Annotated in this window: 13 protein-coding genes; 7 read left to right on the plus strand and 6 right to left on the minus strand. The window is 71.8% G+C overall.

From position 1 onward, the window contains the following. Nucleotides 1-106 precede the first annotated feature (106 nt). Nucleotides 107-937 (minus strand): PPK2 family polyphosphate kinase, encoded by an 831-nt coding sequence (locus ACZ7CF_RS04765; RefSeq protein ID WP_470368842.1) that lies wholly within the window; start codon nucleotides 935-937, stop codon nucleotides 107-109. Nucleotides 938-1077: 140 nt separating this feature from the next. Between ACZ7CF_RS04765 and rocD the strand changes: the two genes are divergently transcribed. The 4 genes from rocD (at nucleotide 1078) to ACZ7CF_RS04785 (ending at nucleotide 4865) form a co-directional block, all read left to right on the plus strand. Beyond that, nucleotides 1078-2319 (plus strand): ornithine--oxo-acid transaminase, encoded by a 1242-nt coding sequence (rocD, locus tag ACZ7CF_RS04770; protein WP_360399045.1) that lies wholly within the window; start codon nucleotides 1078-1080, stop codon nucleotides 2317-2319. Between the two features lie 16 nt (nucleotides 2320-2335). Then, a complete protein-coding gene (locus ACZ7CF_RS04775; protein ID WP_470368843.1) occupies nucleotides 2336-2890 on the plus strand; it encodes a DinB family protein in 555 nt (184 codons plus the stop codon). A 97-nt stretch (nucleotides 2891-2987) separates the two neighbouring features. Then, entirely contained in the window at nucleotides 2988-4367 is a 1380-nt protein-coding gene (locus tag ACZ7CF_RS04780; protein ID WP_470368844.1) for a DUF2252 domain-containing protein, read from the plus strand. A 69-nt stretch (nucleotides 4368-4436) separates the two neighbouring features. Continuing rightward, nucleotides 4437-4865 (plus strand): GNAT family N-acetyltransferase, encoded by a 429-nt coding sequence (locus ACZ7CF_RS04785; RefSeq protein WP_360399054.1) that lies wholly within the window; start codon nucleotides 4437-4439, stop codon nucleotides 4863-4865. Nucleotides 4866-4983: 118 nt separating this feature from the next. Here ACZ7CF_RS04785 and ACZ7CF_RS04790 read toward each other — a convergent pair whose 3' ends face one another. From ACZ7CF_RS04790 to zapE, 3 genes are all read right to left on the minus strand, one after another. Further along, on the minus strand, nucleotides 4984-6579 hold the full coding sequence (locus ACZ7CF_RS04790; protein WP_360399057.1) for an ABC-F family ATP-binding cassette domain-containing protein: 1596 nt from the start codon (nucleotides 6577-6579) through the stop codon (nucleotides 4984-4986). A 78-nt stretch (nucleotides 6580-6657) separates the two neighbouring features. Beyond that, nucleotides 6658-6909 carry a DUF3040 domain-containing protein gene (locus ACZ7CF_RS04795; protein WP_360399060.1) on the minus strand — a complete coding sequence of 84 codons (252 nt, stop codon included), beginning with the start codon at nucleotides 6907-6909 and terminating at the stop codon, nucleotides 6658-6660. A gap of 98 nt (nucleotides 6910-7007) precedes the next feature. After that, on the minus strand, nucleotides 7008-7994 hold the full coding sequence (gene zapE / locus ACZ7CF_RS04800; RefSeq protein WP_470368845.1) for a cell division protein ZapE: 987 nt from the start codon (nucleotides 7992-7994) through the stop codon (nucleotides 7008-7010). A 67-nt stretch (nucleotides 7995-8061) separates the two neighbouring features. Here zapE and ACZ7CF_RS04805 point away from each other — a divergent pair, with 67 nt between their 5' ends. Beyond that, nucleotides 8062-8745 carry a pyrimidine reductase family protein gene (locus ACZ7CF_RS04805; protein ID WP_470368846.1) on the plus strand — a complete coding sequence of 228 codons (684 nt, stop codon included), beginning with the start codon at nucleotides 8062-8064 and terminating at the stop codon, nucleotides 8743-8745. 18 nt (nucleotides 8746-8763) lie between these two features. Then, entirely contained in the window at nucleotides 8764-9828 is a 1065-nt protein-coding gene (locus ACZ7CF_RS04810; protein WP_470368847.1) for an ATP-dependent DNA ligase, read from the plus strand. On the opposite strand, the gene ACZ7CF_RS04815 is transcribed toward ACZ7CF_RS04810, so the two are convergent. Continuing rightward, nucleotides 9825-10694, minus strand: a complete 870-nt coding sequence (locus ACZ7CF_RS04815) for an EamA family transporter (protein ID WP_470368848.1) — start codon at nucleotides 10692-10694, stop codon at nucleotides 9825-9827. The two genes, ACZ7CF_RS04810 and ACZ7CF_RS04815, sit on opposite strands and share 4 nt — an antisense overlap. A gap of 137 nt (nucleotides 10695-10831) precedes the next feature. Between ACZ7CF_RS04815 and ACZ7CF_RS04820 the strand changes: the two genes are divergently transcribed. Further along, complete coding sequence (locus tag ACZ7CF_RS04820) at nucleotides 10832-12364, plus strand: alpha/beta hydrolase (protein WP_360399075.1); 1533 nt, start codon at nucleotides 10832-10834, stop codon at nucleotides 12362-12364. A 268-nt stretch (nucleotides 12365-12632) separates the two neighbouring features. Here the strand turns inward: ACZ7CF_RS04820 and ACZ7CF_RS04825 are convergent, their stop codons facing one another. Then, nucleotides 12633-13337, minus strand: coding sequence for a DUF6319 family protein (locus ACZ7CF_RS04825; RefSeq protein ID WP_458433630.1), 705 nt, complete (start codon nucleotides 13335-13337; stop codon nucleotides 12633-12635). Between the last annotated feature and the right edge of the window lie 96 nt (nucleotides 13338-13433).

Below are 13433 nucleotides of genomic sequence, written 5' to 3' on the forward strand. Positions count from 1 at the left end.
GGTCCACACCCACGTCCGCACCTCCGGTTCGATCTCAACGGCGGCGGCGCAGCCCACAGTGGCCCAGATCGATACAGTCCGGCAATAGGTGCAACAAAGATTGCGCCTACCGCAACGGGTCGGCGGAGATCAGCCGGGCCTTCTCGGCCGCGAGGTCGTAGGCGGGCTGCGGGAACTTCGGGTCCATCTCGCGCAGCGTCTCCAGCAGCAGCCGGCTCACCGCCCAGTTCCGGTACCACTTGCGGTCGGCGGGCACCGCGTACCAGGGCGTCGCCGAGCAGGCCCGCAACGCCGCCGTGTACGCCTCCTGGTACTTCGACCACTTGGACCGCACGTCGATGTCGGCCGGGTTGTACTTCCAGTTCTTGCGCGGGTCGTCCAGCCGTGCGAGCAGCCGCTCCTTCTGCACCTCCGGCGAGATGTGCAGGAAGCACTTGATGAGCGTGGTTCCGCTCTCGGCGAGCTCGGCCTCGAAGTCGTTGATCTCGCTGTACCGCTTGCGCAGCTCCGCCGCCGTCAGCAGCTTCTCCACCTTCGGCACCAGCACGTCCTCGTAGTGCGAGCGGTCGAACGCGCCGATGCGGCCCTTCTCCGGCAGCACCTTGCGGACCCGCGTGAGGAAGTGCTGGCGGCGTTCGGCCGGGGTCGGCTTCTTGAACGACGCGATCCGCACGCCCTGCGGGTTCACCAGGCCGACGACGTGGCTGACGACCCCGCCCTTGCCCGAGGTGTCCATGCCCTGCAGCACCAGCAGGACCGCACGGGAGTCCTCCGCGTAGAGCGCCTCCTGCAAGCTGTCCAGCTCGGTCCCGGTGGCGGCGAGGTCCTCGGCCGCCTCCTTCTTGTTCGCCGGCCCGATCGGCCGACCGGCCGGGTCGAGGGTGGAGAGGTCCACCTCGTCGAGTCGCAGGGCCGCACGAACCGACTTCTTCGCCATCAGTCGACCGTAGCGATTCACCGCCCAGTCCGCTCGTCATGCAAAGATCACCCACCGATTGGTGGATCTACGCAACATTTGACGGCTCCCCGCAACGCTTCGCGGCTGAAATCGCCTGTCCGGCACCCTAGCCTTGGAGGATGACCGCCATCGCCGACCACCACACCAGGGGAACCATGAACCTGGCCAGCGCTGATTACGTCGCACTCGACGAGGAGTGGAGCACGCACAACTACCACCCGCTGCCGGTGGTCATCTCGCACGGCGAGGGGGCGTGGGTCACCGACGTCGAGGGGCGCCGTTACCTCGACTTCCTGTCCGGCTACTCGTCGCTGAACTTCGGCCACCGCCACCCCGACCTGGTGGCCGCCGCCGTCGAGCAGCTCGGCCGCGTGACGCTCACCAGCCGCGCGTTCCACCACGACCAGTTCGGCCTGTTCTGCCGCGAGCTCGCCCAGCTCACCGGCACCGAGCTGGTCCTCGCGATGAACTCCGGCGCGGAGGCCGTCGAGTCCGCGATCAAGGTGGCGCGCAAGTGGGCCTACCGGGTCAAGGGCGTGCCCGAGGGCACCGCCGAGATCATCGTGGCCGGCTCGAACTTCCACGGCCGCACCACGACGATCGTGTCGTTCTCCACCGACGACACCGCGCGCAACGACTTCGGTCCGTTCACGCCGGGCTTCAAGGTCGTCAAGTACGGCAACCTCGACGAGGTCGAGTCCGCGATCTCCGAGCGCACCGCCGCCGTGCTGATCGAGCCGATCCAGGGCGAGGCCGGCGTCGTCGTGCCGCCCGCCGGGTACCTCGCGGGCATCCGCCGCCTGTGCGACGAGCACGACGTGCTGATGATCGCCGACGAGATCCAGTCCGGTCTCGGCCGCACCGGTGAGCTGTTCGCGCTCGACCACGAGGGTGTGCGCGCCGACCTCTACACGCTGGGCAAGGCGCTGGGCGGCGGCATCCTGCCGGTGTCCGCGGTGGTCGGGTCGAAGGCGGTGCTGGGTGTGCTCAAGCCCGGCGAGCACGGCTCCACGTTCGGCGGCAACCCGCTCGCCTGCGCCGTCGGCCGCGCGGTGGTGCGGCTGCTGGCCACCGGCGAGTTCCAGGAGCGGTCCCGCGAGCTGGGCGGGTACCTGCACGCCGAGCTCGGCAAGCTGGTCGGCCACGGCGTCGCCGAGGTGCGCGGGCGCGGCCTGTGGGCCGGTGTCGAGATCGCGCCCGGCGGCCCGGTCGGCCGTGCGGCGTCCGAGGCGCTCTCCGCGCGGGGCGTGCTGTGCAAGGAGACCCACGCGTCCACGTTGCGCGTCGCGCCGCCGCTGGTGATCACGCGGGACGAGATCGACCTCGGTGTGCGGGCGATCGCGGCGGTCGTCGCACCGTAGCTGGCACCCTGGCGGGGTGATCGACGACTTCGCGAAGCAGTACCTGCACGAGGACCTCCGGGAGATCCGTGAGGTGATGGTGCGCAAGCTCGACGGGCTGTCCGAGTACGACGCCCGCCGGCCGCTGACCACGACGGGCACGAACCTGCTCGGCCTGGTCAAGCACCTGACCCTCACGGAGTCCCGCTACTTCGGCGAGGTCTTCGGCCGTCGGTGTCCGTGGCCGGTGGCCCGCTGGGACGACCCGGCGGTGCGCGGCACCGACCTGTGGGCGACCGAGCACGAGACGCGCGCGGACATCGTCGAGGGCTATCGGCGCGCCTGGGAGCACTCGGACGCGACGATCGCCGCGCTGCCGGTCGACGCGCCCGGCCACGTCCCGTGGTGGCCGCGCCCGGACGTGCTGTTGTTCAACGTCCTCGTCCACGTGCTCACCGAGACCAACCGGCACGCCGGGCACGCCGACGTCCTGCGCGAGCAGCTCGACGGCACGGTCGAGGTCGCGGGCAGGGACGCGGCGTTCTGGGAGCGGCGGAGGGCGGAGATCGACCGCGCCGCGCGCAACGCGTGACGGTTCGTGCCCGTCTGGGCGAATCGACTCAGGGCCGTAGGTCACAAATGCTGCGGACCAGGCACACCGTCCACCCGGCCGATGCATCATGGCTCGCATGGGTGAACGGGTGCGGGCTCGGGCCGCCGCCGCGCTGGGCCGGTGGGTCGAGCCGGAGGAGGTCTACGCGCGAGGCCGCGCGTTGCGGTCCACTGTGGACTTCAAGGCGCACAGGGCCGTCTCGCTGGCCGCGCGGCGCCCCTCGGTAGAGGAGTTCCTGCACGCGAGCAACCAGGGCCGGCTGGAGCACCTGGTCCCGTTGCGGATCGGGCGGATGCTGGCCAACCCGTTCGCGTTCTTCCGCGGCGCGGCCGGCCTGCAGGCGGGCGACCTGGCCGCCGGGGTCTCGACCGGTGTGCACGCCCAGCTGTGCGGTGACGCGCACGCGGCGAACTTCGGCCTCTACGGCACGCCCGAGGGTCAGATCGTCATGGACGTCAACGACTTCGACGAGACGCTGCCGGGCCCGTGGGAGTGGGACCTCAAGCGGCTCGTCACGTCGCTGGTGCTCGCCGGGCGCACCGGCGGCGTGTCCGACAAGGGGTGCCGTGACGCCGCCGAGGACGCCGTCAGCGCCTACCGCTCGGTGATCGCGCACCTGGCGGAGGTCCCGTTCATGGACTCGTGGACCGCACTGGGCGACGAGTCGACGCTGTCGAAGGTCAAGGCCGACGACCTGATCAACGACTTCTCCAAGGCGGCGCAAAAGTCGCGCAAGAACACCAGTGCCCGGTTCGCCGCGAGGTGGACCGCGCACGACGGCGAGCGGTGGCGGTTCGTCACGAACCCGCCGACCTTCACCTCCGTCACGCAGCGCACCGCCGACGCGGTGGTCGCCGCACTGCCGTCCTACGTGGACACCCTGCGCGAGTCCCGGACCAACCTGATCATGCGCTATGGCGTGTCGGACGTGGCGTTCCGGGTCGTCGGCACCGGCAGCGTCGGCCTGCGCAACTACCTGGTCCTGTTGCACGGCAACGGGGACGAGGCGCTCGTGCTGCAGTGCAAGGAGGCCAGGCCGTCGGCGCTGCAGCCGTTCCTGGACGTCGAGCCGGCCAAGCACGAGGGCAAGCGGATCGTGCACGGCGCGCGGCTGGTGCAGGCCGAGACCGACATCCTGCTGGGCTGGACGACGATCGAGGGCCGGCCGTTCATCGTGCGGCAGTTCCGCAACCGCAAGGGCGAGATCGACGCGACCACGCTCAAGCGCGACGACCTCGACGACTACGGCCGGTTCGCGGGCGCGCTGCTGGCCCGCGCGCACACCCGCTCGGTCGACCCGCGGCTGCTCGCGGGCTACTTCCGCAACGGCGGCGGCGAGGACCTCGACGAGGCGTTCGCGAAGTACGCGTTCGACTACGCCGACCGGACCGAGGCCGACCACGCCGAGCTCGCGGCGCTGGTCAAGAACGGGAAGCTGCCCGCGCACGTCGAGTGACCGCGCGGGCCGACACGCCAGCGGATCCGCCGCACCGAGGCGGGTGGGAAGAATGTTTAGCCTGGTCACATGAAGATCCGCCGCGCCGCCTCCCCCGACGACGTGTCCGCCGCAGCGCACCTGTTCGACACGCCGCCGCTGCCGGACGCGACGGCGCGGTTCCTCGCCCAGGACCACCACCACCTGCTGATCGCCTACGTCGGCGAGCGGCCGGCCGGGTTCGTGTCCGGTGTGGAGACCACGCACCCGGACAAGGGCACCGAGATGTTCCTCTACGAGCTGGGCGTGGACGAGGCGTTCCTGCGCCGCGGCATCGGCACGGCGCTGGTCGAGGCGCTGCGCACGCTGGCGGCGGAACGGGGCTGCTACGCGATGTGGACCGGCACCGCCACCGGCGACACGGCGGCGCAGGCCACCTACCGCAAGGCCGGCGGGCTGGTCGGCGACGGCGCGCTCGTCGCCTGGAACCTGCCGTTCACCGTTCCACCGGAGGCCTGACCCCGCCCGCGGCCCTGGTTCGGCAGATGGCGAACAAGTTGGTGGTGGTCAGCGGCGATTTGATCATGTGTTGGTGGTACTTGCAGATGCCTGGCCAGGGAGGACGAGAGGCGGGGGCTCAGGTCCAGACCGGCTCGTCCACTTCGGACACGCGGCCGTCCGCGCGGAAGTGCAGGAACCGGTCGAACGACCGCGCGAACCACCGGTCGTGCGTCACCGCGACGACGGTGCCCTCGAAGTCGGCGAGCGCGTCCTGCAACGCCTCCGCGGAGGCGAGGTCGAGGTTGTCGGTCGGCTCGTCGAGCAGCAGCAGCGTCGCACCGGACAGCTCCAGCAGCAGGATCTGGAACCGGGCCTGCTGGCCGCCGGACAGGTGCTCGAACCGCTGGTCGCCCGCCTGGTGCAGGCCGTAGCGCTGCAGCACCGACATCGCGGCACCGCGGTCGCGGCCGGCGCGCTGACCGTCGCCGTGCCAGAGGATGTCCACGAGCGTGCGGCCGAGCCACTCCGGGTGCTCGTGCGTCTGCGCGAACAGACCCGGCACAACGCGCGCGCCGAGCTTCCACGCGCCTGTGGTGCGCACGTCGTCACCGCCGAGCAGGCGCAGGAAGTGGCTCTTGCCCGAGCCGTTGGAACCCAGCACCGCCACCCGGTCGCCGAAGAAGATCTCCTGCGAGAACGGCTTCATCAGCCCGGTCAGCTCCAGCTGCTCGCACGTGATCGCGCGGACACCGGTGCGACCGCCACGGAGCCGCGGGGCGACCTTCTCGTCCTGCGGGACCTCCGGTGGCGGCCCGGCGTCCTCGAACCGTTGCAGCCGTGCGGCCATCACGCGGTACTTCGGTGCCATCGACTCGTAGTACTTCGCCTGCTGCTGCAGTGAGCGCACGAGCTCCTTGAGGCGTTCGTGCTCCTCGTTCCAGCGGCGGTGGTCCTCCAGCAGCTTCTCGATGCGCCGCGCGCGGGCGTCGTGCCAGGTCGCGAACGAACCGGGGTGCGTCCACGCCGAGTGCGCCTCGACGGTCACGACGTGCGTGGCGGCGTTCGCGAGCAGCTCGCGGTCGTGGCTCACGACCAGCACGGCCTTGTCGGTGGCGCGCAGGCGGTCCTCCAGCCAGCGCTTGCCGGGCACGTCGAGGTAGTTGTCCGGCTCGTCGAGCAGGAGCACCTGTTCGTGGCCGCGCAGCAACGCCTCCAGCACCAGCCGCTTCTGCTCGCCACCCGACAGCGTGCGCACCTCGCGGAACCGGGCGCGGTCGAACGGCAGGCCGAGCGCCGCCACCGTCACGGTGTCCCAGAGCACCTCGACGTCGTACCCGCCGGCCTCGCCGTAGTCGGTGAGCGCGGTCGCGTACCGCATCTGCGCGGCCTCGTCGTCGGTGTCCATCAACGCGAGCTCGGCGTCATCGAGCTCCTTCGCGGCCGCGCGCAACGGCTGCGGCGCCACGGCCAGCAGCAGGTCCCTGACCAGGGTGTCGTCGCGCACCGAGCCGATGAACTGCGGCATCACCGCGAGCCCGCCCTGCACGTGCACGCTGCCCTGCTTCGGCGTCAGCTCGCCGGACAGGATGCGCTGCAGCGTCGTCTTGCCGACCCCGTTCGCCCCCACCAGCGCGACGACGGTCCCGCCGCTCACCTTGAACGAGACGTCGCGGAACAGCTCCCGGCCGTCGGGGAGTGCGTACGCCAGCCCGTTCGCTTCCAGATAACCCACGCCGAGATGGTCACGGCAGCAGGGGTTCGGGCGCCACCGAGTTTCGGACAGCCTCTGCGCTGAGCAATATATTGGATATCAGCGGATGCGTATTGGATGCCGGTGCCACACGAGCACGCCGGCGGTCACCAGCAGGCACTGGAACGCCGGCCCGAACGCGGAGATCGTCAGGCACAGCACGGTCAACCCGCCGAACACGACCAGCAGGAGCCAGAACAGCCACGGCCGCGCGGACCGCGAGCTGGCCATGGCGCGGGCCAGACCGGGTTCTTCGGTGCGGAGCCGCTGCTCGATCTCGTCGAGGGAGCGGCGTTCGGCTTCGCTCAGCATCGGGGCCTCCGGGGAGACGTCGGGACGTCATCATTCCCACTCGTCCACCAGGGGATACTCGAAGAACACCGGACTCAAACTCGCCGAACGGGCGAGTTTCACCGGCTCAGGGCCACGAGCCTGGACACCGCCCGCAGGTACTTCTTGCGGTAGCCGCCGCGCAGCATCTCCTCGGTGAAGAGGTCCGACAGCGGCTGCCCGGACACCGCCACCGGGATGTCGCGGTCGTAGAGCCGGTCCCCCAGCGCGACCAGCCGCAACGCGACGGACTGGTCGGGCGCCGCGGTGACCCCGCGCAGGTGCACGGTGCTGACGCCGTCGACGAGCCGCCCGTACTTCGACGGGTGGATGCGGGCGAGGGCCTTGAGCAGGTCGCCGAAGTCGTCGAGGGTCGAGCCGGGCATCTGCTCGGCACGCGCCTGGAGCTCGTCGTCGGTCATCGGCGGCGGTGCGTCGGGCAGGCCGCGGTGGCGGTAGTCGGGGCCGTCGACGCGCACGACGTCGAACTTCGCCGACATCGACTGGATCTCGCGCAGGAAGTCGGCGGCGGCGAACCGGCCCTCGCCGAGCTTGTCCGGCAGCGTGTTGGAGGTGGCGGCGATGTGCACGCCCTGCGCCATCAGCTCCTTGATGAGCCGGGTGACGAGCATGGTGTCACCGGGGTCGTCGAGCTCGAACTCGTCGATGGCGAGCAGCCGGTGCCCGCTCAGCCGCTTGACCGCCTCGGGGAACGTCAGCACGCCGACGAGGTTCGTGAGCTCGACGAACGTGCCGTACGCCTTGGGGCCGGGCACGGCGTGCCACAGCGAGGCGAGCAGGTGGGTCTTGCCGACGCCGAAGCCGCCGTCGAGGTACAGGCCGAGCTTGCCCTCGTCCTCGGACCTGCCGAACAGCGACCACTTCCTGCGGCGCGCGTTCACCCGCGCGGCGAACTCCTGACCGGCCTTCACGGCGGCGGCCTGGCTGGGCTCGTCCGGGTTGGGGATGTAGCTGTCGAAGCTGACGGTGTCGAACCTGGGCGGGGGCACCAGGCCCTCGACCAGTTCGTCGGCCCCGATCTGGGGATCCCGGTCGGACAGGCGCATGCCCCGCAGCCTATCGGCGTGATGGGATGGCCCAGTGCAGATGTTGTGGCCCTCACCGGGCGTTGAGATGACCGACACAGCGCTGGAGGACCTCTACGGCTACCCGGCGGACCGCACGTGGGTGACCGCGAACTTCGTGTCCAGCGTGGACGGTGCGGTGACGGTCGACGGGCGCTCGGCGGGGCTCGGCTCGCCCGCGGACAAGCGGATCTACCTGCTCGGGCGCGACCTCGCGGACGTCGTGCTGGTGGGCGCGGGAACGGTGCTGGCCGAGGGCTACCGGGGTGCGCGGCCCGACGTGGCGCGGCGGGAACGGCTGGGCCTCGCGCCGGCGTTGCCGATCGCGATCGTCACGGCGCGCGGCTCGCTCACCCCCGGCTTGCCGCTGTTCACCGACACGGCGGTCCCGCCGATCGTGGTCACGACGGCGCGGGCGGAGCTGCCCGAGCTGCCCGCCGACGTGGTCGTCGCCGGTGAGGACGAGGTCGACCTCGCGGTGGCGGTGCGGGAGCTGGCGGCGCGCGGGCTGCGCAGGATCAACCTGGAGGGCGGGCCGAAGCTGTTCGGCACGATGCTCGCCGCCGGGCTGGTCGACGAGCTGAACCTGACGGTGGCGCCGGTGCTCGCGGCCGGTGACGCCGGGCGGATCGCGCACGGACCGGGCGGGGTGCCCGCGGACCTGGAGCTGCGGTCGGTGCTGCGGGCGGACGACGTGCTGTTGCTGCGGTACCGGCGGCGGGACTCCCGCTGACGGTGCAGGATGTGCCGCGTGGACCTGCCACTGACCCCTCCCCTGCAGCCGATGCTGGCCACCGCGGTGAACGGCGTCCCCGACTCGGGCGACCTGCTGTTCGAACCGAAGTGGGACGGCTTCCGCTGCGTGGTGTTCCGCTGCGGTGACGAGGTCGTCCTGCAGTCGCGCAGCGGCAAGCCGCTGAACCGCTACTTCCCCGAGGTCGTGGCGTCGATGCTGGCGGTGCTGCCCGAACGCGTGGTCGTCGACGGCGAGCTCGTCGTGGCCCGCGACGACGAGCTGGACTTCGACGCGTTGTCCGAGCGCATCCACCCGGCGGCCTCGCGGGTGGCGCTGCTGTCCGAGACGTCACCGGCGACGTTCGTGGCGTTCGACCTGCTCGCACTGGGCTCACGGGAGCTGCTGGAGTCGGCGACGGTGGACCGGCGGGCGGCGCTGCTGGAGCTGCCGGGCCTGAACGTGACGCCGGCGACGACGTCGGTGGAGACCGCTCGGCAGTGGTTCACGCTGTTCGAGGGCGCCGGTTTGGACGGTGTGATGGGCAAGCTCGCCAGCGGCCCGTACACGCCCGGCAAGCGTTCGATGATCAAGGTGAAGCACGCGCGCACGGCCGACGTCGTGCTGGCGGGTCTGCGTTGGCACAAGGACACCGAGCCGGGCACGGCCGTCGGGTCGATGCTGCTCGGCGTCTACGACGACAACGACGTGCTGCACCACATCGGTGTCTGCGGCTCGTTCAAGGCGGCCGAACGCCGTGAGCTGGCGGCCGAGCTGACGCCGTTGATCACGACCGCCGACGACCACCCGTGGGCGGCCCCGCGGCCGGGGCAGCGGATTCCGGGGGAGATCAACCGGTGGCGCGGGCAGCAGGCCGGGTACGTGGCGCTGCGGCCGGAGCGGGTCGTGGAGGTCCACTACACGCAGACCGAGGGCGACGCGCCGGTGCGGTTGCGGCACAACGGTCAGTTCGCGCGCTGGCGGCCGGACCGCGAGCCGCTGTCGTGCCGGTACGACCAGCTGGAGATCCCGGCGCGCTACGACGTCGCCTCGGTGCTGAAAGGTGAGCTGCGGGCCCGTTAGGCCTCGGGACGTGCCGACTGCGTGGCCCCCACGGACGCGATGACCACGCAGCACACGGCCACCCACTGCGCCGGTTCGAGGTGCTCGCCGAGCAGGACCAGCCCGGCCACGGCGGCGACCGCGGGTTCCAGCGACATCAGGATGCCGAACACCCGCGGCGGGATGCGGCGCAGCGCCTCCAGCTCCAGCGAGTACGGCACGACCGACGACAGCAACGCCACCGCCAAGCCCGCGACCAGCACGAACGGGTCCAGCAACGCCGTGCCCGCCGACGCTGCGCCGAACGGCAACGCGATCACCGCGCCGACGACCATCGCCAGCGCCAGCCCCTTGCCGTCGGAGGTCTGGCTGCCGAGCTTGGCCGCGATCAGGATGTAGCCCGCCCAGCACACCGCCGCCGCCAGCGCGAACAGCACGCCGACCAGGTCGAGGCCGCCCTGCGCGCGGGTGAGCAGCAGCACGCCGCCGCCGGCCAGCACGACCCACACCCCGTCGAGCCAGCGGCGCGACCCGGCGACCGCCACCGCGAGCGGGCCGAGGAACTCGATGGTCACCGTCGCGCCGAGCGGGATGCGGTCGAGCGCCTGGTAGAAGGTCAGGTTCATCGCGGCCAGGACACCGCCGTAGCTCGCGACGACCAGCAGCGTGCGGCGGTCCACCCGCAGCGACGGGCGCCAGATGAGCAGCAGCACCGCGGCGGCGAGCACGAGCCGCACCGCCACCGTCCCGGTCGCGCCGACGGACGTGAAGAGCTGCTTCGCGAAGGCCGCTCCGACCTGGACGCTCACGATGCCGAGCAGCACGAGCGCCGGCGGCGGGACCGCCCCCATCAGGCGTGCGACGGGCAGACCGTCCGCATGAGACATCGCTCCATCGTGCAGGAGGTCCTTTCGGCACCCGATGCGGTTTCCCACAGGCCGGGAACGGCCTGACTCACCTTGTTCACACCTGGCGCGTGCGAGGCTCCACCCGAGCCCGAGTTGGACGGAAGTGAGGAACACCTGTGCGTCGCGCTGCCCTGGTCCTGCTGGCAGTGAGCGTGCTGACGGCGTGCAGCGCCGGGCCGTCGCTGCGGCCGGTGATCGCGGTCAGGGGCGAGGGCGACCAGCCCGCCGACCAGAGCGCGCTCGCGGGACCGCAGCCCGTTCCGCCGCTGGAGGACTACCGGTCGGACTCGCTCGCGTGGTCGCCGTGCGGCGAGCAGATGCGCGACCGGATCGGCACGAACGTGCCCGAGGGCGACCAGAAGTACGAGTGCGCGCGGATGAGCGTGGTGCTCGACCCGCCGGGACGGCCCGGCCGCGGTTCGCTCAGCGTCTCGCTGACCCGCGTCGGCTCCGGCAAGAGCGCGCTGGTCGTGGTCGGCGACCCCGCCGGGGAGTCCGGCACGGTGAAGGCCGCGCGGCTCGCGGCGGCGCTGCCGGAGGACCTGCTCACCACCTACACGATCATCGGCGTGGACCGGCGCGGCACCGGCCGGTCCGAGGGCATGGCCTGCGTGCCGTCCGGGACGCGTGCGGCGCTCGTCGAGTACGACCCGGCCGAGCCCGAGCAGTCCCAGCTGGTGGTCGCGGCCGGTGAGGCGGCGCAGGAGTGCGTGCTCGACCTGGAGGGCAGGCTGACCGCGTTCGACTCGTGGCGCGCGGCCGCCGACCTCGAACGGCTCCGCGACCACCTCGGCACCGACCGGCTGAACCTGCTCGGCATCGGGGAGGGCTCGCGGGTCGTCACGACCTACGCCCAGCGCTACCCGAACCGCATCGGCCGCACCGTGCTCGACGGCGCCCCCGACCCGACGCTCGACCAGGCCGGTGTCCTCGAGTCCCGCGCGGCGGCCGCCGAGGCGACGTTCGAGGCCTTCGCCCGTGACTGCCTGGCCCGCGGCTGCGCGCTCACCAAGCCGCGCGACGACGTGAACGGCCTGCTCACCCAGCTGCGCACCACCCGCATCCGCGGTGAGTACGTGGACCTGACGGCCGGGTCCGCGCTGAACGCGATCCTGTCCGGCCTGGGCGACCGCTCCCGCTGGCCCGCGCTCGCCGACGCGGTCGTGAAGGCCCGCGCGGGCGACGGCACCGCGCTGTTCACGTTCCTCAACCCGCTGGTCGGCGACCTCGACGAGAACCCGCCGCGCTTCGACGCCGGCCTCGTGATCGGCTGCAACGACACCACCACCCGCATCCCACCGGACCGGGTGAAGGCGCTGGCGACGGACTGGCAGGGCAAGCACCCGCTGTTCGGCACGCTGTTCGCCCGGCAGCTGCTGCACTGCAGCCCGTTCCCGGTGCCGTCGCTCGCGAAGGTGGACCCGCTGAAGAGCGCGCCGCCGATCGTGCTGCTCAGCACCGCCGACGACCCGGCCACGCCCGCCTCGGGCACCGAGCACGCGGCGCAGCGGCTGCCGGGGTCGGTGCTGATCGGCTGGCAGGGCAGCGGGCACGGGGCGCTCGGGGTGTCGGGCTGTGCGACCACCGCGGTGCGCGACTACCTGGTCGAGGCGAAGGTGCCGACGAACGGCACGGTCTGCCCGCCCTGATCTTCCAGGACATCAGCAGGGGGAGCCTTCCGCGGTTCGGGAAGGCTCCCCCTGCTCGGTTCTGGTGTCAGCAGCTCGAACAGCAGCCGCAGCCGGGCCCCGTGCACCCGGAACAGCATCCACACGTACCCATCAGGGCCTCCCGTTTTCACGCCGGACCAGCGGGACCTCCGCGCGTTCCACGGTCCGCCCCGCCACCGGCCCTGGGAAGCCCCCTCACCCGAACGCGGCCACACCACCACCGGTGCGGTCGCAGCCGGTGACCGCGTTACGCGCCCAGGTCCTCCAGCGCCTTCTGCGCTGCCTCCAGTTCGGCGCGCAGCTGCTCCACGCGGGCGAGCTGCTGGGCACGCGCCGCGTTCAGCACGCCCTCGACGATCTCGGCGACCTCGGGCGTGAGCAGCTTCGCGGCCTGCGCGACGGAGGCCGGCGAGACCGCCGTCGGCCGCACGGACTTGCGCGCGCCCTGCATGACCTCGACGGTCCACTCGCCCTCGCCGGCGCTCACCAGGGTGATGGTGACCTCCGGCGCCGCCTTCGCACCACCCTGCTTGCGGGCGGGCTTCGGCGGCGGGGGCGCCTCGACTGCGGGAGCGGGTTTCGGCTTGGGGGCCGCGGGCTTCACCGGCACCTCCGGGACGTAGGGGTACTCGACCACAGTCTCCCGCGGCGGCTCGGGCTGCGCGGCGGGTGGTGCGGCGGGCTTCTTGCGGGGCGGCGGTTTCTCCAGCGTCAGCTCGGACGGGCCGAACGACATCTCGTCCTTCGACCCCGTCGGCCGCACCTGGATGAAGTCGCCCTCCTCCGGGTCGGTGAAGGCAAGCACCTTCGCCGACCTCCCCGCCTCCATGCCCACCGCGGCCGCCGTGAACCACACCAGCGGCTGAGTGCCCCCGTCGAGCTGTGAGCGCAGGTCGCCGACGTCCTCCGCCGACAGCCCGCTCTTCTTCGCCATCGCGCTGCCTCCCGCCATTCGAACACCTGTGCCCCAGCATGCCCTACACCCCTGACAATTCTGAGCACCGGGTCGACGGCAAGATCAAGTCACGGGAACCGTGCGGTGAAAGCG

This window comes from Lentzea sp. NPDC036955 (assembly GCF_055608005.1).